This is a genomic window from Rhizobium sp. NFACC06-2 (genome assembly GCF_900101425.1).
GTDB classification, from domain to species: domain Bacteria; phylum Pseudomonadota; class Alphaproteobacteria; order Rhizobiales; family Rhizobiaceae; genus Agrobacterium; species Agrobacterium leguminum.
The window spans coordinates 265,176-290,064 of sequence record NZ_FMVA01000002.1; the positions used below are offsets into that span (position 1 = coordinate 265,176).

A 24,889-nucleotide genomic window follows, 5' to 3' on the forward strand; every position below is an offset into this window, starting at 1 on the left:
CGTGATAAAAAATTTATCAAACGGTTGAAAACCGGCCTATCTGTCACGGGCCTGTCATTTTGGTGATGGACTCCTCTGCGATTGCTTCTACCCTGTCATTTTTCAAGACAGAGCAAGCTTCATCCGAAGGAGTTCCCATGTCGTCGCTTCTCGCTCTCCACCCCATTACCCGGCGTTCGCTTCTGGGCGGCATCGCAGCCTCCTCGGCGCTGGTGATGCTGCACCCTTTTGCTGCGCGTGCGGCGGCCAACCAGGCGCATCTGCGCATCATGGAAACGACCGATATCCATGTTCACGTCTTTCCCTATGATTATTACGCCGACAAGCCGAACGACACGATGGGACTGGCGCGCACCGCCTCGATCATAGACACCATCCGCGCCGAAGCCGGAAACTCGATGCTGGTGGACAATGGCGACTTCTTGCAGGGCAACCCGCTCGGCGACTATATCGCCTATGAGCGCGGCATGAAGGCCGGCGACAAGCACCCCGTGATCAACGCCATGAACGTGCTGGGTTACGATTGCGGCACGCTCGGCAACCACGAATTCAATTACGGTCTCGACTATATGTCGAACACGCTGGCGGGTGCGGGCTTCCCTTACGTCTGCGCCAATCTCACCAAGGGCCAGCTTGCTTCCGATCCGAAGAACGACGAGCTGTTTTTCAAGCCCTATGTCATTCTTGAAAAGCAGATCCGCGACGGCGGCGGCGTGACGAGCCCGGTCAAGGTCGGCATCATCGGCTTCGTGCCGCCGCAGATCATGATGTGGGATTCCAAGAACCTCGAGGGCAAGGCGCAGACGCGCGATATCGTCGAGGCGGCAAAAGCCTGGGTTCCGGTCATGAAGGAGGAAGGTGCGGATATCGTCATCGCCCTTTCCCATTCCGGTATCGACGGCAAGGGCCAGACCGAGCGCATGGAAAACGCCTCGCTTTATCTGGCAGGTGTCGAAGGCATCGATGCGATCTTCACCGGCCACCAGCATCTGGTCTTCCCCGGTCCGAAGACCTGGGACGGTATCGAGGGTGCGGATGCCGTCAAGGGCACGCTCATGGGCAAGCCGGCGGTGATGGCCGGCTTCTGGGGCTCGCATATGGGCCTTATCGACCTGCTGCTCGAAAAGGACGGCAAGAGCTGGAAGATCGTCGACTTCACCTCCGAAGCCCGGCCGATCTACCACCGCGACGAAAACCGCAAGGTCGTCGCCGATTTCACGGACAAGGCGGAAGTCCTCGCCGCCGCCAAGGCCGATCACGAGGCGGCCCTTGCCTATGTGCGCCGTCCCGTCGGCAAGACCTCCGCGCCGCTCTATTCCTATTTCGCGCTGGTGGCCGACGATCCTTCCGTACAGATCGTCTCCAATGCCCAGACCTGGTACATCAAGGACATGCTGAAGGAAGGGCAATACAAGGATCTGCCCGTGCTTTCTGCGGCAGCCCCCTTCAAGTCCGGCGGTCGCGGCGGTGCGGATTATTATACCGATGTCCCCGCCGGTGACATCGCCATCAAGAACGTCGCCGATCTTTATCTCTACCCCAACACGGTGCAGGCGGTGCTGATCAACGGCGCGCAGGTAAAGAACTGGCTGGAAATGTCGGCCGGCATGTTCAATACGGTCGAGGCCGGCGCAAAGGATGCGCCGCTGCTGAATGCGGATTTCCCGTCCTATAATTTCGATGTCATCGACGGCGTGACCTATCAGATCGACATTTCCAAACCGGCGAAATTCGACAAGGATGGCAAGGCCATCAACCCGGACAGCAACCGCATCGTCAACCTGCAATTTGAAGGCAAGCCGATCGATCCCGAGCAGAAATTCGTGGTGGCGACGAATAATTACCGGGCCAGCGGCGGCGGCAAATTCCCCGATATCGCCGGCGACAAGGTGATCTTCGTGGCCCCCGATACCAACCGCGACGTGATCGTGCGCTATATCATCGATCAGGGCACCATCAACCCGTCTGCGGATGCAAACTGGTCCTTCGCGCCGGTGGCCGATACCACGGCGATCTTTGAGACCGGCCCCAAGGGCCGCCACTATGCGGCCGATATCAAGGGCGCAAAGATCGAGGATGCCGGCGACGGCGCGGAAGGTTTCGCGAAGTTCCGTCTGGTTCTTTGAGGGCTGCGGCCTTTCGGCGGCTTATCGTCGGGAGGGCACTTCCCTATTCCCGCCCACCGAGCGCTCGCAGCAGAAGCGGCAGTTCCAATGGCGGTTTCTGCTCGATGCGCCGATAATCGCTGCCATCCCGGTTACGGCGGATAAGCCTCAGGCCGACCATATCGCGCCTCAGCATCGCCGCATCCCCGAACAGGTGCAGGCTATCCAGAAAGCTGCTGAATTCGCGCTCGGAAAAGCTCCGCCCGGCGGGAATTTTTGCCCATAGATACCAGAGGCATAATTCCTGCTGCGAGCGGCGCGCCGGCCATTGCATCAGCCGGCCGGCAGCGTCGAAGACACGAACGGTCTTCAGCACCCTGCCCTCATTAGCTGCCGGCAGCATATCTGGCCGGGATGGTCCGCTGTCATCGGATGGCTCGCGCGAGGCTCGCAAGTGCTGGAAATTTCGGAACCCGGCAGCTCGGCTCAGAAGATTGAGCATCTCCACATGGCTTGGCTTTCGGTCCAGCCTGCCGATCTGTTCGCGGACGGATTTGGCGAAAGTCGAGAGGTCGGCGATATCAATGGAAAGGATCGAACGTGGCATGACTTACCCTCAAGTGCCATTCCGAAAAGGTGTCGCTGATCGCCGGCTTCCGACATGGCACGGGATAAGTGCTGTCAAACTTTAAAAATGCAGGTTTAGCTTCCCTTGCGGGACGGCGATGCCTCGGTGAAATGCTGACCGTGGTTTAGGTATAGGCAGGCGACCCGCCTACGTCAATTGGCCTTGCTGGCATAGCGCCGAGGTTGCCGCGCGTTTCTTCTCCACGCCGGGGAAAAGGTGGCTCCGCTCGGTCCAGATATAATTAGACAATGTCACTCAGCGGCGACAGGAATGGTCCTCTGCTTGTGTGCCGCAAGCATCCCGTTGAAATCCTTGTGGTTGGGGCAGGCAGAGAGGCGTTGCTGAAATGCTTCGGCAAGCCATTGGCCGGCAGGGCCGGCGGGTGAATCGACCCGCCGCAGCGCAAATAGCGGATATTCGCCCTGCTCATAGGCCTCGAGTTCAAGCGCCTTGAGTCTGCCATTGGTGATGTCATTACGGACGATCGATGCGGGCAGGCCGCCCCAACCCAGACCGCCCTTGATGAGCTGGTATTTTGTGGCGATGTCGCTGACCCGCCATGTCTTGTAGGAAAGGACATTGAAATCGCGGCCCTTGGTCAGGCCGGATGCATCGGTGACGACAAGCTGAACCTCCTCGCGCACATCGGCAAGGCCCAGCGGCCGCTCGATCTGCGCCAGCGGGTGATCCGACGCGACGACCGGCAACATAAAGGAATGGCCGACCTTTTCGACGACGAGTTCATCGTCCTGACGCAGCATCGCCCCGCCAATGCCGATACCTGCCTTGCGGGAGAGCACCATCTCCATGACCATGCCCAGCTCGCCGACATTGAGGCTGAGGGTGACGGTTGGGAACTGTTGGCGAAAATCCCGCAGCACGGCCACCATGGCCTCCGCCGGCACCATGGTGCTGATGGCGACCGAGAGTTCCGCCTCAAGCCCCTGCTTCAGCCCCTTGGCGCGGGCGCGCATCTCCTGCAGTCCGGCGACGATGCGCCTTGCATCCTCCAGCATGGCGCGGCCTTCATCCGTCAGCTTCGGCTGGCGCACGCCGCTGCGCTCGAACAGCGTCACTTCAAGCTGCGCCTCGAGATTGGCGATGGTGTAGCTGACCACCGACTGGGCACGATTGAGCGCACGTGACGCGGCGGAAAAACTGCCGGTCTCGGCAACCGTCAAAAACACCTGCAATTGATCGAGGGTCGGGTTCGCGTCCATGTCCCATCCATTTCATCGATAGATTGCTTCCACATTATCACAGTTTTCTTGATGGCAGTAATTTTTCATATAGAGCGCAAAGGAAGGGCATCGTGCTCTCCCGCCCTCCCAAGGCGCCCGTCAATTCATCGCATATGCAAGGAAAGACCATGTCCAACATTCTTCTCATCACTTCCAGCCCGCGTGGCGACGAATCAGTTTCCAACAAGTTTGCCGGTGAACTCGCAAGCAAGCTGAAGGCCAAGTCGGCTTCCAACACCCTTGTCCACCGCGATCTCGCTGCTGACCCGATCCCGCATCTCGACACCGTCAAGACCGCCGCCATCCGCAAGGCGCCCGACCAGCGCACCGCCGAAGAAGCGGTTGCCGCCGATTATTCCGACAAGCTGGTGACCGAGCTTCTGGCCGCCGACACCGTCGTCATCGGCACCGGCCTCATCAATTTCAACATTTATTCCGGCCTGAAGTCGTGGATCGACAATGTCGCCCGCGCCGGCCAGACCTTCAAATACACCGAAACCGGCCCGGTCGGCCTCGCCACTGGCAAGAAGGTCTACATCGTTCTGGCTGCGGCCGGCGTTTACTCCGAAGGCCCGGCCGTATCGATGAACCATGCCGTTCCTTACCTGAAGACCGTTCTCGGCTTCATGGGCATGACCGATGTGGAAGTCATCTATGTCGAAGGCCTGGCATTCGGTCCGGAAGCCGTCGAAAAGGCTGTGGCCGCCGCTGAAGCCAAGGTTGCCGAGCTGGCGCAGGCCGCTTAAGCCGATTGAGGCTGAGACCGAAAAGGTATCAGCCGACCCACATTCCGTAACGGCCGTGGACCTGGTCCCGGCCGTTATTTTTTGCCGCATAGAGCCGCGCATCGGCCTCCGATAGGAGCGCGCGGAAAAGCTGCCCATCCTCGAAAGCGGTGGCGACGCCGATACTGACGGTCAGTGGCGAACCGTCCGGCCGTTGCAGGTCCGCAAGGATCGCTGCCCGAAGATTGTTCGAAAATGCCAGCGCCGTTTCATGCGTCATCGCCGGCAGTAGGGCCACGAATTCCTCGCCGCCGAAGCGGTAGAGATGTCCCAGCGGCTGCACGGCGCGCTTCAGGACGGCGGCGAATTCCCGCAAGATCTCATCGCCCTGCAGGTGCCCGAACGTATCGTTGACGGTCTTGAAATGATCGATATCGACAATCAGCACGCTGACCGGCCGCTTTTTCTCCAGGCACTCCACGACGACGGAGGGCGCATCGAGCTCCATGCGGGCGCGGTCCGATACGCCGGTCAGCATATCGCGTCCGGAGCGGGACAGAAGCTCCTCGTAACGTTCCCTGAAAGTGAGATCGTTGAAGACATCGGCAACGCTGCGGCGTGTCAGAAAGCGGCCCTTGGCCGATGTCAGCCAGAGATAGGTGGCAAACAGCAGCGAATAGATGCCGACTGCCGCCATCTTCGCCTTCCAGCCATCGTAAAAGACATCGAGGGGGGCATTGAACAACAATCGCAGCGCCCCATAAAAACCCGCCTGATCGAAGCTCAGGATAACGACGCCGCAGATCGCAAAGCGCAGTACGATATGGCGCTGCAGATAACGCCCCAGCTTTTCGTAAAACAGGATGATGGCGATGGCGTCTATATAAAGCAGGCTGGTTCCCCAGACCATCAGCACGCCCATGTCATCCAGAAATGCGGTGCTGACCGACTGCCCGGGAACGATCGCCACCGTCTGATGGAAACGGATGATCTGCGCCATGATGACGGTCACTATATTGCCGAGAAACAGGCCATAGATCGGCTGTCGAACGACCGCCGCGTCCTCCCGCATATAGAGCATGAGGATCATCATCAGCTTGCCGGCAAAAAGGATCGAGGAGCCGGGCGACGCCACACCGAAAGGCAGCTGCACGTAAAAGACGGCCGCCAGGTAGGTTTCCAGAAAATGCATGACGCCCAGCGCGGTGAGAAAAACACCGATGCCGAGAATATGCCGGTAATGAAGGAATGCCGTCATTACCGAAAAATAGACGATGGCCTCCGTCAGAAAGAGGGCCAGATTTGCCCATTGCATCGGCACATGCCCTATCGATCCACATCGCGCGGGTTGATTGGCGCGACTCCATGCTCTCTAGAGACGATAGGCCGAAGCAAACAACGGAATCTTAATATCCGAGGCAAGAAAGCGTCATCATTTTCCTGGGAAAAGCGAAGCGCCGTTCTGGTCGATGATGAGCTTTGCCTTGCGGATCGTGAACTCAACCGCATCGTCCATGCTGGTGAAGACGTCGGCGCGCACGAATTCATGCACCAGCACTTCATCGCCGGCCTTTTTTTCGATGCGGCCCGCCAGGCGGAACTGGCCGCCTTCCTTGATCGGCGTCGCATAGATCAGATAGTCGCCATGCGCATGCGGCTCCGCCTGGGCGACCTTCTGCGGCGCGTCGGAGGACGGCTGGCCGGAGCCGAAGGCCGAGAGGATTTTGGAAAAAAACGATGCCATGGCTTTCACTCCCTCAATCTGTGTCAGTTTTGAGGGGCGGAGACGATCCGCCCTTCCCTGCCTCTTCCGATCAGATGATCAAGTTCGACAGGATGTCGTTTTCGGTGATGTCCTCATAACCGAGACCGGCGGCTTCGAAACGTTCCAGCAGGCCGGCGAAATTCTCCTTAGCGCTGGTTTCGATACCGATCAGGATCGAACCGAAATTGCGGGCCGATTTCTTCAGATATTCGAAACGGGCGATATCGTCATCCGGACCGAGCAGGTTGAGGAAATCGCGCAGCGCGCCGGGGCGCTGCGGCAGGCGCAGGATGAAGTATTTCTTCACGCCCGTATAACGCATGGCGCGTTCCTTCACATCCGGCAGACGCTCGAAATCGAAATTGCCGCCGGAGACGACGGCGATGACCGTCTTGCCTTCCAGCCTCTCGCGGCCGAGCTTTTCCAGCGCGGTAATTGCCAGCGCGCCGGCCGGCTCCAGCACCACGCCTTCGAGGTTCAGCATCTCGATGATCGTCACGCAGATGGCGTTTTCCGGGATGAGCATGACCTGCTCGGCCGGAAAATCCTTCAGGGCCTTGAAGTTCAGGTCGCCGATGCGGGCGACGGCGGCGCCGTCGACGAAATTATCGACCTTGTTCAGCGTCACCGGTTCGCCGCGTTCAAGGCTTTTCTTCAGGCTCGGCGCCCCTTCCGGCTCGCAGAACACGAAGTTCTCCTTGCGGACCGTGCCAGCCAGAAAGCCCGATAGACCGGCAGAAAGACCGCCGCCGCCAACGGGCATGACGACGATATCCGGCTTTGTGCCTTCCGGAAGCTGATCCATGATTTCGGCGGCGACCGTCGCCTGGCCTTCGATGATGTCCTCATGGTCGAAGGGCGGCACCATGTAGCCGTCATTGTCCTCAACATATTTGCGGGCGGCGGCATAACACTGGTCGAATATATCGCCCACCAGACGGATGCTGATGAATTCGCCGCCGAAGATGCGGGTCTTTTCGATCTTCTGCTGCGGTGTCGTCACCGGCATGAAAACAACGCCTTGAACACCGAAATGACGGCAGGCGAAAGCAAAGCCCTGCGCATGGTTTCCGGCCGAAGCACAGACGAAAACCTTGCCCTTGCCGGCCTTGGCCACCGCCTTGCGCAGGAAGTTGAATGCGCCTCTAATCTTGTAGGAACGAACCGGGGACAGATCCTCACGCTTCAGCCAAATCGACGCGCCATATCGACGGCTGAGATGTTCATTCAACTGCAACGGCGTTTCCGGGAATATCTCCCGCACTTCCCGCCGCGCTGCTTCCACAAGCTGCTTGTCCACGATAGTCAATCCATTGAAATTCATAATGGCACCCGCTATGCCATAGGACGGCGTCCGAGACAAAGACTCATTTCAGCGCGGCCACGAACTATGGGTTTGATTTCTTGAACAGCAATCTTATGCGCTCGGTCATCTATGTGGCGTCCATCTTCGGGCTTTACATGGCGACGGCCATGTTTCTGCCGGCGCTTACCGATCTTTATTACGGCAATGACGACTGGATGGTGTTTGCGCTGTCGGGTTTCATGTGCGGAGGCTTTGCGCTTGCCTGCGCGCTGGCGACACGCGGGCCGATTGCGGCCTTCAACAAACGTTTCGGCTTTCTGCTGGTCAACCTGCTCTGGCTGGTCTTTTCCATTGTCGGCGCGGTTCCGCTTTACCTGTCCGAACTCAACCTGACGCTCGGCCAGGCCCTTTTCGAATCCATTTCCGCCATTACGACAACGGGATCGACCGTCATTGCCGGTCTCGACAATGCACCGCAGGGTATCCTTCTGTGGCGTTCGCTGCTGTGCTGGCTCGGCGGTATCGGTATCGTCGCGCTCGGTCTCTTCATCCTGCCGCTGCTGCGCGTCGGCGGCATGACCTTCTTCCGTATGGAATCCTCCGATACCGGCAACGACCGCCCTTTTGCGCGGCTGGCAAGCTTCACGCGGGCTTTCGTGGGCATCTATATCATCATGACACTGGCCTGCACGGTCGCATATGATTTTGCCGGCATGTCGCATTTCGATGCGCTGAACCATGCCATGTCGACGATCGCTACCGGCGGTTTCTCCACCCATGACGCATCTTTCGCCTATTTCAACAATACGGCGCTGCTGTGGATCGCCACCATCTTCCTGATATTCGGCAGCCTGCCCTTCTCGGTCATGATCCTGCTTGCCGTGCGCCGCCGGCTGGAAACGCTACGCGACCCGCAGATCGCCGTCTTTCTCGGCTATCTCTGCGCGATTTCCATCGCAGTCGGCGTGTATCATCATCTGAGGAACGGCGTGCCGCTGGACGATGCGCTCAGCCACTCCTTCTTCAATATGACCTCCATCCTCTCGACCGGTGGCTTTGCCAGCGACGACTATACGCTCTGGGGGCCTTTCGTCATCATCGTCGCCTTTTTCGCAACCTTCATGGGCGGCTGCTCCGGCTCGACGGCGGGCGGCATCAAGGCCTATCGTTTTCTCATCATGTTCAACGTGGTGCGCGCCGGGCTGAAGAAGCTGATCTATCCGAACGCGGTCTATTCGGTGCGTTACGGCCAGCAGGTGGTCGATCCCGATACGATCCGGACGATCTTCCTCTTCGTCAGCTGCTTCATCGCGCTGTGGATCGCCGGCAGCCTTGCCATGAGCCTGATGGGTTATGATTTCCTGACCGCAACCTCGGCCGTGGCGACCTCGCTCGCCAATGTCGGGCCCGGTATCGGCCCGATCATCGGCCCGGCCGGCAATTTCTCCACCATCAGCGATCCCGCGCTTTATCTCCTGTCGGTCCTGATGCTGCTCGGACGTCTGGAAATCCTTACTGTTCTGGTGCTGCTGATGCCGATCTTCTGGCGCAGTTGATGTCGTGACACACTTGTTGAGCGCGAGCGAATAAAGCGCTTGACCTTCCCACGTTGGAATAGTCCAGGCTCCTCCTGTTAGAATTCCAAACCATGGAGAACCGCCTATGTGCACCGCTCACCAGCATCACGCCGAAACCACGACGGCACCGGTTGATGCAGACCTTTCTTTTCACGTTGAAGACATGACCTGCGGTCACTGCGCAGGAGTGATCAAGGGCGCGATCGAAAAGACCGTTCCCGGCGCTGCCGTGCATGCCGATCCGGCAAGCCGCACGGTTGTGGTTGGCGGCGTCTCCGATGCAGCACGTATTGCCGAGATCATCACCGCTGCAGGCTATACGCCGGAAGCACGCGCCTGATCCGAAGAGATACCGGCGGCGCTTCATCCCTGCGGCCGCCGGATCGCCCCATCTGCCCCGCCTCACGCTGAACCCGCGTGGCACCCTTTGGACGACATCGAATTTCGTCCTTTCAGATATTCCCTACAAGATATTCCTGCAGAACCATGTAGCGACAGTTTCACACCGAGGCATGACGGCACCCTATCAGCACTAAGGCCCGGCTCCTGCGAGCCGGGCCTTATCTTGTGAGCTAATCTAGATCAGCTTATTTCACGGCCAAATCTTTAGTCATGATAAAGTAATTGATCGGATGCGGCCTGAAGTTCTCAACCTTGTCCGAATAGGCATCAAAGGCGGTTTCATGGATGAGGTAGACGGTGACGGCCTCATCATAAACCCTTTTCGCCGCTTCGGCGTAGATGGCGTAACGCTTGGCCGGCTCGGCAACCGCATAAGCCGATTTGATCAGCTTGTCCGTTTCCTCACTGCAATAATGCGAGATGTTGTAACCGCCTGTGCAGGTGTAATCGGCATTGAGGAAGCCGATCGGTTCTGCAACATCGGTGGCATAACCGCGCGACAGAAGAACCATGTCGAAGTTGCCGGAAAGAAGATCGGGCTCGATCGCGGTGTAGTCGGCAACGCGAACATCGACCTTGATGCCGATTTCCTGCAATTGGGCCTGGATAACGGCGGCAACATCCTTGAGTTCGGTTCTTTCCGTGTAGGCGAGAAGCGTCAGCTTCAGGCTGCCGGGAGCAACTCCGGCCTCTTTCAGCAGAGCCTTTGCCTTCTCCAGGTCATAAGCGGGTGCGACGTCTTGCGGCGCCCATGGCTCACCCGGTGCGAAAGGCATGGTTGCGGGCTTTACCACGCCTTCATAGATGCTGTCGGCAATACCGGCGGTATCGATGGCGGCCCGGATCGCCTGCCGAACCTTGATATCCTTGAATGGCGCCTTTGAATTATTGAGCAGCATTTCGGTAATCCGCGGCACGGTGATCGGCGCAACCTTGACGCCCTTGGCCGCTTCAACGGTCTTTACCGTCCAGGGTGGGATCACGCGCGAAATCTGCACTTCACCGCTTCTTATCTGGGTGGCTCGCGTATCGGCATCCGGAATAAAGTTCACGCGACCACCCGAAAGCTTCGGCATACCGGCCCAATAGTCATGGTTCGCGGTCAGCTCCATATACTGGTTGGGATCAACCTTGGTGATCTTGAAGGGGCCGGTGCAGGTTCCAATCGGATCGACCTTGCCATCCTTATAGGCTGACGGCGCGAGGATCGAAGTCGCAGGGCTTCCCATTTGCGCCGGCAGCAGCACCGATGGCTCGATGGTGGTGATCTTCACGATATCGTCACCGCTTGCGTCAACGGCAGCGATCAGCTTCGGCGAAAAGGCCCGGGCCGGAACGGGCGCTTTCAGAAGATTGGTGAGTGCATTGACTGCGGCAGCGGCATTAAGCGGCTCGCCGTTCTGGAATTTCACGCCCTTGCGCAGCTTGAACTCCCAAACCTTCGGCGAGGTCTGCGTCCAGGATTCGGCCAGCCCCGGCTCCAGTTTCGTGTCATAACCGACGCGGACCAGGCTTTCGAAACAGCCGGCGCGCGAACCCAGATAGGCATCGTCGGAAGCCATCTGCCAGCCGGTCTTGACGCCGGTATAATCGTCATAGGTAATCGTGGCGGCCTCTGCCGCAGCCGCTCCAAACGAAACCACAATGGCGCATGACGCCAGAAGTACGTGCTTCATCATAGAATATTCCCCTTTTATTTTTGATGACAACGCTCACAATTCGCATATTTTCACGAAATTTCACTCAATCATTATAAAGTCAATAAGAATACCCTATGGATATCTCTCGATTATCCATTCGAATATTATCTATTTTACGTTTTATACTCGGAATTTTATTCCGATATTAATCCGAAAACACACAATTCATCTGTTTTACGGCAACAGAGAACTGTAACTGCGTTGTCCGTCAGCCCCATTCCCGCCAGCGATGGCAGCGCGCGAAATGCTCGCCGGAAACGCCTTCCAGAACGGGCTCCACCTCGCCGCATATCTCGGTCGCATATTTGCAGCGGGTGTGGAATTTACAGCCGTTGGGAGGATTGAGAGGGCTCGGCAGATCGCCGTCCAGAAGCATCTCCGGTGCATATAACCCCGTCTCGTCCAGCATCGACGATGCTATGAGAGCCTTGGTATAGGGGTGCTTCGGCGCCCGGAAAAGCTCCTCCCGGTCGGCGATTTCAACGACACGTCCGAGATACATCACGGCGATGCGATCGCAGAGATAACGCACCACGCGCAGATCGTGGGAAATCATCAGAACCGTCAAACCGTGACGGCGCTTCATGTCCATCAGAAGGTTCAGGATCTGCGTGCGCATCGATGCGTCGAGCGCCGATGTCGGTTCGTCGCAGACAAGGAAGCTCGGATTGAGAAGCAGCGCGCGGCCGATGACGACGCGCTGCAACTGGCCGCCGGAACACTGGCTCGGATACCGATCGTAAAAAGAGCCGTCGAGGCCGACCTCTTCCAGCATCCGGAAAACCCTTGCCGTGCGCTCCTCGCGCGTGCCGATGCCATGCTGGGCAAGCGGCGCTTCCATGCTCTGGCCGATACGCATGCGCGGATCGAGTGCGGAATAAGGGTCTTGAAACACCAGTTGCACGACCCGGCGCATACGCCGGAGCGCCTCACCCTGCATGTGCAGCATATCGTTCTGCCCGATGCTGACCTCACCTTTCGTTGCGTGGGTCAGCCGCGTAATCAGCCCGGCAACCGTGCTTTTGCCGCATCCGGATTCACCGACGAGACCAAGCACTTCCCCCTCGCCGATCGTCAGGGAAACATCGTCGACGGATTTCACCACACGGTGACCGAAGCCCGATATGGGATAATATTTGCAAAGGTTCTTCGCGACCACGAATGGCCGCTTGCTGTTTTCCGCCGATGGCGGGGTCTGTGTCGTCGCTGTTGCTAGCATCGTCGCCCTCCCTCAGCAGACCGTGTGACCGGCATGGTCGTGACCGGTATGATCGTGGTTGGCATGGTCGTGACCGACCGCCCAGCACCGCGCCTTGCGGCCTTCGGGCAAGGCATTCAAATCCGGTTCCGAGGCCATGCAGCGGCCGCTCATGCCTGCCGAATTGGCAAGCGCGCAGCGCGGATGAAACCGGCAGCCGCAGGACATGTCATGGGCCTGCGCACTGGAGCCGGGGATCGTCAGCAGCTGCCCCTCGCTGTCGGTGGTCAACAGCGAACAGCTGATGAGCGCCTTGGTATAGGGATGCTGCGGCGCCTTGAGGATCGCCTGGGTCGGCCCCTCCTCGACGATGCGGCCGGCATACATGACCGCGATCCGGTCAGCGAAGGCGGCGACGACCGAGAGATCATGGGTGATGAGCAGCGTGGCAAGCCGGCGCTTGCGGCGCTCGTCGTCCAGCAGGCGCAGGATTTGTGCCTGGACAGTGACATCAAGCGCCGTCGTCGGTTCGTCGGCGATCAGAAGCTGCGGATTGCCCGAGAGTGCGGCCGCAATCATCACACGTTGCGCCATGCCGCCGGAAAGCTCATGCGCAAAGCATTGCGCCCGTGCCGACGGATCGGGAATGCCGACATCCGACAGAAGGCCGACGACCCGGTTAAGTGCTGCGTGCCGGCTCATTTTACGGTGGATCCAGAGCGGCTCCGCCACCTGCGTCCTCACCCGGCTGGTCGGGTCGAGCATGGCCTGCGGCTGCTGGAACAGCATGCTGATATCGGCGCCACGCAGCGCATCGAGTTCGGAGGATGAAAGAGCGAGAATATCGCGACCGGCAAAGGAAATGCGGCCGGAATTGATTTCCGCGCCCTGCGGCAAAAGCCGCATCAGCGACAGCGCCGTCATGCTCTTGCCCGACCCGGATTCGCCGACGAGAGCGACGACTTCTCCGGCGTTGACGGAAAGCGTCAGGCCCGAAATAACAAACTTGCGGCCATTTTGCGCCGGCACGGAAACGTGCAGGTCCTCTATCTCCAGAAGCGGTGCGCATTCAGGGGACATGGCCGTATTGGCAAGCGTTTGTCCTTCGATATTCATAAGAGTTCCCCTTATTTTTATTGAATCGGAGGCATTGCGTATTCTTCATGCGGCTTCAGACGATATTACTCTCCTTCCGGTTCCGTTGCGTCATCTATGTTTGACAATCGTCAAATCGACCATTGCCCGTTGGCAGGCGTCAATGACCGTTGGTTTTCTTCGTTTCCAGGTTCAGGCCATGGCCGATCCACGTCACGCTCAGCGCCGCCAGGAAAATCGCCAGACCCGGTGCGATGACGAGAACGGGCATCCGTTCCGCGTAAGCCTGCGCATCGGCCAGCATCAGCGCCCAGTCGGCCGCCGGCGGCTGTACGCCAAGGCCCAGAAACGACAATCCGCCCACCGTGATCAGCTTGTGGCCAAAGCGCAGGAACGCCACGGCCGCGATGGGCCAGATCGTGTTGGGAATGATATGCCGGAAGATGATGAAGCGCCGTGTGCAGCCGAGCACCTCTGCCGCGCGGATATATTCGCGGGAATTGACCGAGAGCGTCAGCCCCCGCGCCAGCCGCGCAAAAGGTGTCCAGCCAACGATGGTCAGCGACGCGATCAGCGTGCCATATCCCGGACCGAAGATTGCGACGAGAAAAATCGCGATCACCACGTCCGGTATGGCGATAAGCAGGTCCACGATGCGCATCAGCACTTCGTCGAGGATGCCGCGGCTGCGGCCGCTGATGATGCCGATGAAGGTTCCGATCACCACCGACAGAATGACGGTGATGGCGGCAATCGTGACCGTGAAGCGGCCGCCGATCAAAAGCCGGCTCAAGACATCGCGCCCGAGATGGTCCGTCCCAAGCCAATAGGCGGCGCTCGGCGCATTCAGCCTGAGCCGCAGGCTCTGCTTTGCCGGATCATAGGGCGAAATCCACGGCGCGATCACCAGCAGCAGGATGATGACGAGAAAAATCGCCGATCCCGCATAGAAGGTCCAGTGCCGGCGGCGGATGAAATCCGTGAACCGGGCGAGGTTCGAAGGGCGCTTGGGCGTGGTCATCGGCATGGCGGCGGCAGACGCGCTCGGGAAGTGGCTAATGGTCATGGTGAGCTCGCATTGCTGGATTGATCAGGACATAAAAGCTGTCGGCCAGGGTATTGATCAGGATGGAGAGCGCCACGATGCAGATGAAACCGCCCTGCAGCATCGGAATATCGCGATTGACCACGGCGTCGTAGAGAAGCCGGCCCATGCCGGGAATGGCGAAGATCACTTCCACGACCACAGATCCGCCAAGCAGGCCGGCAAGCCACAGGGCGAAGAAGGTGACCACCGGCAGCGAGCCGTTGCGGATGCCGTGGCGCATGACGGTGCCATGCATGCCGAGACCACGGCTGCGGGCCGCCGTGATATAGGGCGCGCGCAGAACCTCGGCCATTGCCGCGCGCGTCACCTGGGTGAAATAGGCGAGCGGCCGCAGCGTCAGGGTAAGCGCGGGAAGCACCAGCGAACGCCAGCTATCCCATCCGGCTGAGGGCAACCAGCCGAGATAGAGCGCGAAGACCAGCGCCGACATCGGCGCAAACCAGTATTCGGGCGTTGCAACGAAGGTCTGGATCATCAGCGTCGCGAAATTGTCCAGCCGACCGCCGGGACGCATCGCCGCCAGGGTGCCGAGCGGCAGGGCGACGGCCACCGCGACCGCCAGCGCCGTCAGCGCCAGCGTCACCGACACCCAGAGCGACCGCAAAAGCTCGGCGGCGACCGGCTGGCTGCTGGTGAAGGAAAATCCGAGATCGCCCCGCAGCGCGCCCGACAACCATGCGAAATATTGCACATAGAGCGGGCGGTCCAGTCCGAGGCTGACCCTGAGCGCCTCGACCGCATGCGGATCGAGCGCCGTATCTCGCATACGCGACATGAGAATGGTGCGGGCCGGATCGCCGCCCGCCATATAGGGCAAAAGAAACGCGATGACAGACACGATCGCCAGCATCAGGCACAGAATAAGGAAGCGCTGTATTATCTGTATCCACATGGCTTGGTCTCCTTCACCACAATTGGCGTCTGCACTGCAATCCACACCCGTTTCCCAAAGGAAAACGGCCGCTTATTTCACCGGGCGCTGTAGATCCATCACCGGACCGGAGGTGCCCTTCAGCATTCCGGTGCGCTTGGGCACGATGGCCACGGTCGTAAAATCGATATCCTCGGCATGGGCGAGATCATGGATGATCGGGCAATCCGGCTCCCCGTTGTCAGGGCAATAGTTTGCGAGATTTCGCAGCGTGTCGGCCATCTCGCGAAGCGTATGCATCTTCGCTTCCAGATCGACGACATGTTCCATGACGATACGTTTGACATCGCAGGAGGCGCCGCCCGGATCGCGCCAGAGCGTCATAAGCTGCCTGATCTTTTCGATGGAGAAGCCGAGATCGCGTCCGCGCCGGATGAAACGCAGCGTTTCCAGATCATTGGCCGTATAAACCCTGTATCCGGACTCCGTGCGGTTTGCCGATTTGATCAGGCCGATTGTCTCGTAATGCCTGATCATCTTCGCAGAAACACCGGATGCGGTGGCGGCTGTGCCAATGTTCATCGATCCTGCTCCTATCTTTCCGGGGTGAAAAACACATCTGCATGAATGTCGGCGGTGCGCATGCCGCGCGCCAGAAGCTGCGGCACCGTCGCCTCGATCATGGCCGGCGGGCCTGCAATATAGGCTTTCCAGCCATCGAGATCGTCGAAATCATCCGCCACGGCCGCACCGACATAACCGCACCGGATATTGGCATGTTCCTCATGCGAGAGAACCGGAACGAAACTCAGATTGCCATGCCGCGCGGCAAGATCGCCGAAGCGGTCAAGCATATAGAGATCACGCTCCGCGCGCGCGCCGAAATAGACATGAACCGGTCGTTCGCGGCCCGTTGCGAGCGCCGCCTCGACAACGGCCTTGACGGGAGCGAGCCCCGAACCGCCGGCGATACCAAGGATCGGCCCGCAATGTTTTTCCCGCAGGAACGAAGAGCCGAAAGGCCCGACTATCGTGACGGGATCACCCGCGCTTGCGAGCGAGAAGATGCGGCCGCTCGTCATGCCGCCGGGAACATGCCGGATGTGGAATTCAATCAGTTCCTCATCCACCCTGCTGGCAATGGAATAATCACGCGGCGAACAGTCGGGATAAAGCAGGCGCACATATTGTCCGGGTTTGAAGGTAAACTGCCCGCGATCGTCAAGCCGGATGCGGATGAGCTTGATATCGTGCGTCACATCCACCGCCTCCGCAACCACGCCCTCAAAGCGGCCGGTCGGAATATCGGCGATCTCATCCGCCCCGTCGAGCCAGCTGATCGTCATGTCGCTCAACGGCACGGCCCGGCAGGCGAGTGTTAGGCCATCGGCTTTCTCCTCTTCGGTCAAGGAGAAGGGCGTATGCTTGAGAAGATCGATTTCGCCGGAAATGAGATGAGACTTGCAGGCGCCGCAGCGGCCCATGCGACAGCCATGCGGATAAGTAACCCCTGCGGCCAATGCGGCCTGAAGCACGGTCTCACCCTGCGCCGCCATGATGCTGCGTCCGATCTGCGGCAGATAGATTGTGTTGCCAGGCGTCATCATGTCCGCCTCCTATTCGGCCGCTGCGAGCTGCATGCCAGACGATCTGTCCACCAGCGGCGCGCGGAAGCTTTTCAGGCGCAGCGCATTCGTCAATACGAAGACGCTGGAAAGCGCCATGGCTCCGGCGGCAAGGACAGGCGACAGCAGAACGCCGTTGACAGGATACAATATTCCGGCCGCCACGGGAACGAGAGCGGCATTGTAAGCGAAGGCCCAGAACAGATTCTGGCCGATATTGCGGATCGTGGCCTTGGAGAGTGCGATGGCGTTGGCGACGCCGCGCAGATCGCCGGACATCAGCACCACATCGGCGCTTTCAATGGCGACATCCGTGCCCGTGCCGATGGCAAGACCGACATCGGCGGCGGCCAGCGCCGGCGCATCGTTGATGCCATCGCCGACAAAGGCGACACGTCGCCCGTCGGCAGCAAGCCTCTTGACGGCCTCCACCTTGCCGTCGGGCAGCACTTCCGCCACCACCTCGTCAATGCCGAGGCGGCGGGCGATGGCTTCAGCGGTGCGGCGATTGTCACCCGTGATCATCGTGACCTTGAGGCCGAGCGCATGCAGCGCCGCAATCGCCTCCGGGGTCGTCTGCTTGACCGGATCGGCGACCGCGATGATCGCGGCCAGCCTGCCATCGACGGCGGCATAAAGCGGCGACTGCCCTTCCCGGCCCAGCCGCTCGGCATCGTCTGCGAACATCGCGACATCGTAACCGAGCTTGGCCATGAACCGGTCCGCGCCCGCTTCCACCTGGCGGCCGTCAACCGTTGCCGCAACACCAAAACCGGGGGTCGCCTCGAAGCCTTCCGCATCGGCAAGCGTCAGGCCGCCATGTTTTGCAGCCTCGACGATCGCTTCGGCAATCGGATGCTCGGAATGGTTCTCCAGCGAGGCGACGAGGCGCAACACCTCATCCGCATCGAAGCCCTCTGTCGTGGTAAAATGCACCAGTTTCGGTTTGCCGAGCGTCAGGGTGCCGGTCTTGTCGACGGCGATCACATCGGCATCCCGGAGCGTCTGGAGCGCATCGCCGCGGCGGAACAGCACGCCCATTTCGGCGGCGCGGCCGGTGCCGACCATGATCGAGGTCGGCGTGGCAAGGCCCATGGCGCAGGGACAGGCGATAATGAGCACCGCAACCGCATTGACGAGCGCAAAGGTCAAGGCCGGATCTGGCCCGAACATGAACCAGATGATGAAGGTGGCGAGCGCTGCCAGCATCACCGCCGGCACGAACCAGTTGGTTACCTTGTCCACCAGCGCCTGGATGGGCAGCTTGTCGGCCTGCGCCTCCTCGACCATGCGGATGATTTGAGCGATCAGCGTATCGGCGCCGACCTTGGTGGCGCGGAAGGTGAAAGAACCGTTGCGGTTGACCGTGCCGCCGACGACTTCGGAACCCGCCGCCTTGGTGACCGGCACCGGTTCGCCCGTGATCATCGATTCATCGACATAAGAAGAGCCGCTGAGGACCAGCCCGTCGACCGGCACTTTCTCGCCGGGACGAACGACGATCACATCGCCGGTGCGCACATCCTGCAACGGCACATCGATGGTTTCGCCATCGCGCAGCACGCGGGCGGACTTGGCCTGCAGGCCGACCAGCCGCTTTATCGCCTCGCTGGTGCGGCCTTTGGCGCGCGCTTCCAGAAAACGTCCGAGAAGGATGAGCGTGACGATGACCGCCGCCGCCTCGTAATAGACATTGGCCGTGCCGCTCGGCAGGATTTTGGGCATGAAGGTTGCGACAACCGAAAATCCCCAGGCAGCGGCTGTGCCCAGCACGACGAGCGAATTCATGTCCGGCGCCAGCCGCAGAAGTGCGGGTATGCCCTTTTTGAAGAAGCGCAGGCCGGGCCCGAACAGAACCAGCGTCGTCAGCGCAAATTGCAGATACCAGCTTTCCTGCATGCCGACCGTTTCCATCACGAAATCATGGATGGCGGGCACCAGATGCGACCCCATTTCCAGCACGAAAACCGGCAGCGTCAGAACAACGGCGACGGCGAGGCTGATTTTGAGGCGGCGCAGTTCCGCCTCGCGCTTGTCCTGCTCTCCATCTCTGGCTTTGTCGGGGACAATCTCGTTCGCCTTATAGCCCGCCCGCTGGATGGCATACGCCAGATTGGCCGCAGACGCGGCGTTGCCGGCGACGCGGACGGTGGCGCGCTCCGTCGCAAGATTGACGCTTGCACCGGAAACACCGGAAACGGCCTTCAACGCCTTTTCGACACGTCCGACGCAGGAGGCGCAGGTCATGCCCTCAATATCGAGTTCGATGGTTTTCTCTTCGACGCTGTAACCGGCCTGCCGCACAGCCTCGATAACGGCCGGCACATCCGGCGGCCCGGAAAAGGAAATGTCGGCACGTTCCGTTGCCAGATTGACCGATGCTTTCAGAACGCCCGGGACCTTGGCAATCGCCTTTTCCACGCGGCCGACACAGGAGGCGCATGTCATGCCATCGATCGCAATCTGATGACTCGCCCGAATCTCCATTTGTGACATGCGTATGACCCCTCTTTTCTTGTGTTAAAAAAAAGATAGGGCTTCCCATCGTGGCAAGGTCAATAGGTTCTTTTTGATGATTTTCAGGTGACCATGCCGTGCACGTGAACGGGCGTTTTACGCCGGCTCAGGAGGTGGACACGGACGATAAGTCAGGGGAAGAAAGTGGTGCGGACGGCGGGACTTGAACCCGCAAGACCAATGGTCGGCAGATTTTAAGTCCCCTTGGGTGACGATACTGTCTGATCAAGCCGTTGATAACGCTCCGGTTTTAGCTACGCCCGAAGCCTATACTTGTCGTGAGAGGTAGGGCGTGGCCACGACATCAGCCACAAGACGCACACGAAGATTATTTCCAGTGTGCGGCTTAAGACGCTGAAATCACAGTCTTAAAGATCGCCTTGAGCTGATCTTGTGGCAACTGCGAGAGTAGCTGAGCGAGTGCCTGGGTGTCCGTCTCGATCTCGTCTACGATGACCGTTGTGGCACGGCTCCCGGCGAGAGTTTCCTTCTTTTCCATGCGACCAATGACATCATCCAGCTCATCACCGAAGAGGTGCACATAGCGCTGGGTGACCAGCAGTGTTGCATGGCCTGCGAGCTTCTGGATGGCAGCAGCGTTCTCACCGTTAGAAGCAAGTCGTGAGCAGAACTCATGACGAAGGATATGCGGCACGAATTGCTTGTCGCTTTCCAGATTGAGCGCCTCCGAGAGACGACCCCAGTAATGCGCGACCGAGTTTTTGGAGAGGCTCGGAAACACCGCCTTGCCCTCGGTGTATTCGCGGCGACGATCAAAGACCGCCTGGGCACGAGCTGTCAGAGGCACGGTGCGGCTCTTGCCGGACTTGGTACGCTGCCCGGTTGCGCCCACACCCCAAACGGTCACACGGCCATTCTGGATGTCCTCGAAATGGAGAGATAAGACTTCGCTTTGGCGCATGCCGGTGTCCAGAGATAGGACGGTGTAATCGGCCATGTCTTGGTGCCCGATGCGATCAAAGAACGCGAGCGTCTTCTTCTCCTCGTCCGGTGTGAAGCGACGAACCCGGTGTTCGCTCTCCTTGTACTTGTTGCACTTCGGCTTTCGCTCGATGATGCCCAAGTCCTCGGCTTCTGAGAGGCATTTGGAAAGAGCCGCGACCTTACGGTTCACTGTCCCCGGAGCGTTGCCAGCCGCCAGCAGCTTCGAGCGCGCGCGGTCAACGTCAGCTTTCCCCAGCTTTGCGACCGGAAGACTTGCGCCGATCTCGGCAACGATGAGGTTCGCGTTGATGAGCTGCTTTGCACCCGATGGCATAGGTGCCCAATGGGTTTCATAGACGTGCTGGACCAGCTCCCCGAGCGTGTACGGGAGGTCGCCCCTACGCTTTGCGGCCTTCTCACCCATGTCGATGGGTTCGCCCCTGATGAGCTTCGCCTTACTGTCGAGTTCCCAAAGTTCTGCCTCGCTTTCTGTTGCGAAGCTGCGGCGATGCCGAGCGCCTTTATGAGTTACGGTCCCTTCCCAAGAGGAACCACGTTTCTTCGCCATTTAGCTCTCCTTCAAGTTGACATGGGAATGCATCCGGCATACCGAGAAGCAGCCGCCCGCATGGTGAAATTGGTAAACACATCGCACTTAAAATGCGCCGCCTCTGGCTTGCCGGTTCAAGTCCGGCTGCGGGCACCAGCTACTTACTGAGGCCGCTTAGCGCGTCCACGGGTCGAGCTGGTTTCTTCCTTGGCCATTGCCTCTTCGTGCATGCGCTCGATCTCAAGGCGCGCATCCGTTTCCTTATCGACCGAATATTCTGCATCGACGTTGCGGAGCAATTTCGTGATGAATGCCTTGCCATGAGTTGTGAGGAATATCAGACGACGCCGGGGTTCCCGAGGGTCGATGACAGCTTCCACAAGGTCCAGCCCCGGCTTCCCGAGGCGATGGAATTTCGACATGGCAGAGACGTTGCGCGAGACCGAGGATTGAGACAATCCGGTTCTTTTGCAGATATCTGCCATGGTGAGGCCCGGATAAAGAACGACCTGAAACAGAACGTCCGCTTGCTGCATCGGCATATCAGGGCTTAGGGTTCGGAGCATATTGATGACGCGAGACACTGTGAAAGCTGCATCGCGCTTGGTCGTTTCAGTAGTGGTCGTCATGGGCCTCTCCTGTCATATCGCCGGTGAAAATCTACCCGTTCATGGATAGACCGCCGAGGGGCTATGTTGTCCAGCCCTTTTTCTCGCACTACCGGCTTTTTTCTAAAACCAACTCCTGATTGGGCCTCAAGATGACAGCCCAATCGCTTATCAACTCGACCGCCTTCCCGTAGTTCATGGGAACAGCGAGGCCGACTAAGAACGCCAAGGTCAAAGCCCTGCGCGGTCCCCAGTGGCCCGTAGTTTGGCCCCGCGTCCGCGAAACCGTGACTTGAAGGTAACCGAGAAAGACCTCCCGGTCGTCCGCATCTCCAATCCATCCGAAGCCCAGCCATTCATTGCGGACTTCGATAAAACTCTCTCTGCCCCCCGGCAGTTTCACTTCCAAGCCAATCATTGCCTTGTAACGCACCTTTTCGAGATCGGGAACATTCCCGGACGTGGATATAAAGGCCGCGTATTATGTTAGCAAGAGCTTTCGTTAACTGTTCACCGGAGCGTGAAAGCCGACCAGTTGGCCGGTCATGCAGTCGATGAAATAGACCAGCGTGAACCGCTTGCGGCGACGAACGCGCCACTTGCGGAAACGCCCTGATTGCGTGATGTCGTTCATGCGTCACCTCGGGCTAGCCGGTAGGCTGCATATGCGTCACCAAGGGGCGACATGGGGCACGTTGAGCGCCACCAAGCGAGAAATGGTGTTTGGGTCAATGTTGATCTCCGGGAATGGCAACCATCATCAGGTGGGGCATGCCAAGCCCCACGACCGACCCTAGGGAGCCGGTTTCGGTATCAGTTGGATTGTTTGGAAAACCAGACGGCGCACCCGAGGGTCAGCGCGCTCCAGCCCATGAAAAGCAGGAAGAGGCTGGTGTTGAATGTCATAGAGCATCTGCCCTACTTGGTGGTGCCGAAGGCTGGTTTCGGCTGGCCGGTCTTCCGTAGTTCCGACCCCTCCAATCTATGTAATCCCGACCCTCTATTGCGGCCATAACGTGAGCATCCATAGGGTGAAGGGTCATGGCGCAATGCTCCGGGCATAGTTCCGAAGTGTTGTCATGTAGCCTCGGTAGTCCCCGGAGCCGCGAGCATTGGGGAGCCACGCGACAACCTGAGTTGACCGCCCAGCACCAAGGAAACGACCTCGGGCACTATCGGGGCCAGCGGTGACCCATTGGCCGACCGGCAGCTTTGCCCGCTGTTCGTCCGTGAGGGTCCATATGTCGATTGTTGAGGAGTATCGGGCCATGTCAGCACATGACCGTCAGTTGCAGACCGGAGCGGCCTCGGAGGTGCTGGGCGATCTCCATAGCCGTCTCAAAGTCACATGCGTCCGTGATCGCCTCGACACCGCCGACCGGGTAGTGCCCGTATACAGTGAAGAGTTCGGCCTCGGTGCGATCATAGCCGCCCTCAAACCACGTCTCATCCTCACTCTCGGAAACATTGACGCAGCCGCCGAGTTCCAGCCCGTCAAACTGGGACCAGTCGGGTTCTTCCGATTTGGAACAACAATTGAAGAGTTCCGAAGCGGTGAAGGTCCGTCCCTCAACCGCATGCATTGCCAGAATGTTGGCGTTCATGTCTGCTCCTTGTAGCTGCTCATCAGGCCCTAGGCGCGACCCTAGGACGACCGGACGCCAGCCGAATCGACACCCGGTTTCGCATATGTTTGCATTGGTGGATTATTCTTCGCGCAAAGACGCGCCTATCTCAGTCCAGTTGACCCGCGCCATAGCGGCATTCAGGAGGTCACCGATCATTCCCGGTCGGGTATCACCGAACCAGTTTGCGGCGATCTCCTCTACCAGCGCCTTCACGTTCTCCCCCGCGACAAGCGCATTGGGAGCGCCTACGGCTAGTGAGGTGGCGAGATGGTAGATTTGCTCCTCATTGGTGAGCCAAGCGTTGACGACCCACGTTTCTTGGTTCGTCCAGCCGTTGCAGCCTTCGTCCTTCATGATAGTTTCCTCTTGTCGCTATAGGTGGAGTTGACTATCTTGTGGGAACCGAGGAGCCACTAAGGCCCCCCGGCCCCCTTACGCTATAGGGTTATGAATAGGGCCAAGGTGATCGAGACCTTGGCCTTTTTCGTTCTCCAGCGAAGGGTGAAGGTCCATGTTGTCATGGCTCTTTCTCCCACAAGTTGGCCCTGTATCGTCGGGTCGTTCCGGCTAGATCAGCGGGGCCGCCCGCCTTACCTGTTCCGCTAGCTCATCAGGCCCTAGGCGCGACCCTAGGACGACCAGAGGAAAGCCTCCGGTTTCGCTTAACTATGCAGTGGTGGTTAGATCAAGCCGCAATTGTGGTGTCTTCTTCGTAAGCTTCGCGGCACCGCTCTGCGTCGTGTTCAGCTTCGGAATGAGCGGCGTATGCTGCTTCTTCCTCTGTTTCGTAGATAGTCCCGGAAACCGAAGCGGCCATTCCTTCGCCCATGGTCCACCCTGCCAAGAAACCCCTATTACGAGGAAGGCGCGCAATAATCGGTTTCAGTGTATCGCCTTCACCATAAGGGTCCGCGTAGTACCCAGTAGTGAACCGCAACCGCGAATGGCCAAGGTGTTCGTTAGCTTCCTCCAAACGGAGGTTTAGGCTTGACCCGTGGCGGTCCATTAGCAGCCCATGGCTAGCTTGATAGAAGCCACGGCCACTGCCCGGTACGGAAGGTGTCCAGCGGTATGGACCGCAGAACTTACGGGATTTAATCCGCTCTGCCATGGGGCGGCTGTAGTCGATCATGGTGATTTGTGTGAACATGCCTGCACTCCATCTCGTGATTGTTTCGGCCTGCTTCGGCCTCATCAGCGGGACAGCATCAGCCCCGTACAATGTCCCCGTTATTCCGTGCGCACGGTGGACTAGCGCTATTCAGTTTTCCAAAGAACCCGGAGGGATAACCCGC

Annotated in this window: 23 protein-coding genes, 1 tRNA gene and 2 other RNA genes; 5 read left to right on the forward strand and 21 right to left on the reverse strand. The window is 59.1% G+C overall.

All coding sequences use genetic code 11. From position 1 onward, the window contains the following. The first annotated feature begins 137 nt into the window (after nt 1-137). Nucleotides 138-2,126, forward strand: coding sequence for a bifunctional 2',3'-cyclic-nucleotide 2'-phosphodiesterase/3'-nucleotidase (locus F3H58_RS05690; RefSeq protein ID WP_149741507.1), 1,989 nt, complete (start codon nt 138-140; stop codon nt 2,124-2,126). A 43-nt stretch (nt 2,127-2,169) separates the two neighbouring features. Here F3H58_RS05690 and F3H58_RS05695 read toward each other — a convergent pair whose 3' ends face one another. Together F3H58_RS05695 and F3H58_RS05700 are read right to left on the reverse strand one after the other, a co-directional pair. Continuing rightward, nucleotides 2,170-2,712 (reverse strand): DUF2087 domain-containing protein, encoded by a 543-nt coding sequence (locus F3H58_RS05695; protein WP_149741508.1) that lies wholly within the window; start codon nt 2,710-2,712, stop codon nt 2,170-2,172. Between the two features lie 272 nt (nt 2,713-2,984). Then, nucleotides 2,985-3,953: a LysR family transcriptional regulator gene (locus F3H58_RS05700; protein ID WP_149741509.1), complete on the reverse strand. Its 969-nt coding sequence runs from the start codon at nt 3,951-3,953 to the stop codon at nt 2,985-2,987. Nucleotides 3,954-4,102: 149 nt separating this feature from the next. Between F3H58_RS05700 and F3H58_RS05705 the strand changes: the two genes are divergently transcribed. After that, on the forward strand, nt 4,103-4,720 hold the full coding sequence (locus F3H58_RS05705) for an FMN-dependent NADH-azoreductase (RefSeq protein WP_080856228.1): 618 nt from the start codon (nt 4,103-4,105) through the stop codon (nt 4,718-4,720). Nucleotides 4,721-4,748: 28 nt separating this feature from the next. On the opposite strand, the gene F3H58_RS05710 is transcribed toward F3H58_RS05705, so the two are convergent. From F3H58_RS05710 to ilvA, 3 genes are all read right to left on the reverse strand, one after another. Beyond that, nucleotides 4,749-6,014, reverse strand: coding sequence for a GGDEF domain-containing protein (locus tag F3H58_RS05710; protein WP_149741510.1), 1,266 nt, complete (start codon nt 6,012-6,014; stop codon nt 4,749-4,751). Between the two features lie 117 nt (nt 6,015-6,131). Then, nucleotides 6,132-6,443: an HlyU family transcriptional regulator gene (locus tag F3H58_RS05715; RefSeq protein ID WP_065654027.1), complete on the reverse strand. Its 312-nt coding sequence runs from the start codon at nt 6,441-6,443 to the stop codon at nt 6,132-6,134. Nucleotides 6,444-6,513: 70 nt separating this feature from the next. Further along, nucleotides 6,514-7,788 carry a threonine ammonia-lyase gene (ilvA, locus tag F3H58_RS05720; RefSeq protein WP_065654028.1) on the reverse strand — a complete coding sequence of 425 codons (1,275 nt, stop codon included), beginning with the start codon at nt 7,786-7,788 and terminating at the stop codon, nt 6,514-6,516. Between the two features lie 80 nt (nt 7,789-7,868). Here ilvA and F3H58_RS05725 point away from each other — a divergent pair, with 80 nt between their 5' ends. Then, on the forward strand, nt 7,869-9,326 hold the full coding sequence (locus F3H58_RS05725) for a TrkH family potassium uptake protein (protein ID WP_188128789.1): 1,458 nt from the start codon (nt 7,869-7,871) through the stop codon (nt 9,324-9,326). Nucleotides 9,327-9,432: 106 nt separating this feature from the next. After that, on the forward strand, nt 9,433-9,687 hold the full coding sequence (locus F3H58_RS05730) for a heavy-metal-associated domain-containing protein (protein WP_003521591.1): 255 nt from the start codon (nt 9,433-9,435) through the stop codon (nt 9,685-9,687). 247 nt (nt 9,688-9,934) lie between these two features. Here the strand turns inward: F3H58_RS05730 and F3H58_RS05735 are convergent, their stop codons facing one another. From F3H58_RS05735 to F3H58_RS05775, 9 genes are all read right to left on the reverse strand, one after another. Then, nucleotides 9,935-11,428, reverse strand: coding sequence for an ABC transporter substrate-binding protein (locus F3H58_RS05735; protein ID WP_149741511.1), 1,494 nt, complete (start codon nt 11,426-11,428; stop codon nt 9,935-9,937). Nucleotides 11,429-11,657: 229 nt separating this feature from the next. Then, the gene (locus tag F3H58_RS05740; RefSeq protein ID WP_149741512.1) at nt 11,658-12,668 is read right to left on the reverse strand and encodes an ABC transporter ATP-binding protein; all 1,011 of its coding nucleotides are present in this window, start codon (nt 12,666-12,668) and stop codon (nt 11,658-11,660) included. A 12-nt stretch (nt 12,669-12,680) separates the two neighbouring features. Beyond that, nucleotides 12,681-13,763, reverse strand: coding sequence for an ABC transporter ATP-binding protein (locus F3H58_RS05745; protein ID WP_020810436.1), 1,083 nt, complete (start codon nt 13,761-13,763; stop codon nt 12,681-12,683). A gap of 139 nt (nt 13,764-13,902) precedes the next feature. Then, on the reverse strand, nt 13,903-14,808 hold the full coding sequence (locus F3H58_RS05750; RefSeq protein WP_149741513.1) for an ABC transporter permease: 906 nt from the start codon (nt 14,806-14,808) through the stop codon (nt 13,903-13,905). Beyond that, nucleotides 14,798-15,742, reverse strand: a complete 945-nt coding sequence (locus F3H58_RS05755; protein WP_020810438.1) for an ABC transporter permease — start codon at nt 15,740-15,742, stop codon at nt 14,798-14,800. The genes F3H58_RS05750 and F3H58_RS05755 overlap by 11 nt, the downstream gene beginning before the upstream one ends. A gap of 72 nt (nt 15,743-15,814) precedes the next feature. Then, nucleotides 15,815-16,303 carry a Cu(I)-responsive transcriptional regulator gene (gene cueR, locus F3H58_RS05760; RefSeq protein WP_065654034.1) on the reverse strand — a complete coding sequence of 163 codons (489 nt, stop codon included), beginning with the start codon at nt 16,301-16,303 and terminating at the stop codon, nt 15,815-15,817. An 11-nt stretch (nt 16,304-16,314) separates the two neighbouring features. Continuing rightward, entirely contained in the window at nt 16,315-17,325 is a 1,011-nt protein-coding gene (locus tag F3H58_RS05765; RefSeq protein WP_149741641.1) for a 2Fe-2S iron-sulfur cluster-binding protein, read from the reverse strand. 12 nt (nt 17,326-17,337) lie between these two features. After that, nucleotides 17,338-19,842 (reverse strand): heavy metal translocating P-type ATPase, encoded by a 2,505-nt coding sequence (locus F3H58_RS05770; protein ID WP_188128790.1) that lies wholly within the window; start codon nt 19,840-19,842, stop codon nt 17,338-17,340. 367 nt (nt 19,843-20,209) lie between these two features. Next, complete coding sequence (locus F3H58_RS05775) at nt 20,210-21,376, reverse strand: tyrosine-type recombinase/integrase (protein ID WP_149741515.1); 1,167 nt, start codon at nt 21,374-21,376, stop codon at nt 20,210-20,212. Nucleotides 21,377-21,430: 54 nt separating this feature from the next. Here F3H58_RS05775 and F3H58_RS05780 point away from each other — a divergent pair. Then, nucleotides 21,431-21,514 (forward strand) — tRNA-Leu (locus F3H58_RS05780). 5 nt (nt 21,515-21,519) lie between these two features. On the opposite strand, the gene F3H58_RS05785 is transcribed toward F3H58_RS05780, so the two are convergent. The 7 genes from F3H58_RS05785 to F3H58_RS05810 all read right to left on the reverse strand — a co-directional run bounded on the left by F3H58_RS05785 (nt 21,520) and on the right by F3H58_RS05810 (nt 24,744). After that, a complete protein-coding gene (locus tag F3H58_RS05785; RefSeq protein ID WP_010971460.1) occupies nt 21,520-21,987 on the reverse strand; it encodes a MarR family winged helix-turn-helix transcriptional regulator in 468 nt (155 codons plus the stop codon). A gap of 481 nt (nt 21,988-22,468) precedes the next feature. Beyond that, nucleotides 22,469-22,600 (reverse strand): hypothetical protein, encoded by a 132-nt coding sequence (locus F3H58_RS27495; RefSeq protein ID WP_286169117.1) that lies wholly within the window; start codon nt 22,598-22,600, stop codon nt 22,469-22,471. A gap of 637 nt (nt 22,601-23,237) precedes the next feature. Next, nucleotides 23,238-23,570: a hypothetical protein gene (locus F3H58_RS05790; protein WP_149741516.1), complete on the reverse strand. Its 333-nt coding sequence runs from the start codon at nt 23,568-23,570 to the stop codon at nt 23,238-23,240. A 9-nt stretch (nt 23,571-23,579) separates the two neighbouring features. Then, nucleotides 23,580-23,655, reverse strand: an RNA gene (locus F3H58_RS05795) — hammerhead ribozyme type II. A 17-nt stretch (nt 23,656-23,672) separates the two neighbouring features. Continuing rightward, on the reverse strand, nt 23,673-23,948 hold the full coding sequence (locus F3H58_RS05800) for a DUF7249 family protein (RefSeq protein ID WP_149741517.1): 276 nt from the start codon (nt 23,946-23,948) through the stop codon (nt 23,673-23,675). 242 nt (nt 23,949-24,190) lie between these two features. Continuing rightward, nucleotides 24,191-24,258, reverse strand: an RNA gene (locus tag F3H58_RS05805) — hammerhead ribozyme type II. A 21-nt stretch (nt 24,259-24,279) separates the two neighbouring features. After that, entirely contained in the window at nt 24,280-24,744 is a 465-nt protein-coding gene (locus F3H58_RS05810; protein WP_149741518.1) for a hypothetical protein, read from the reverse strand. Between the last annotated feature and the right edge of the window lie 145 nt (nt 24,745-24,889).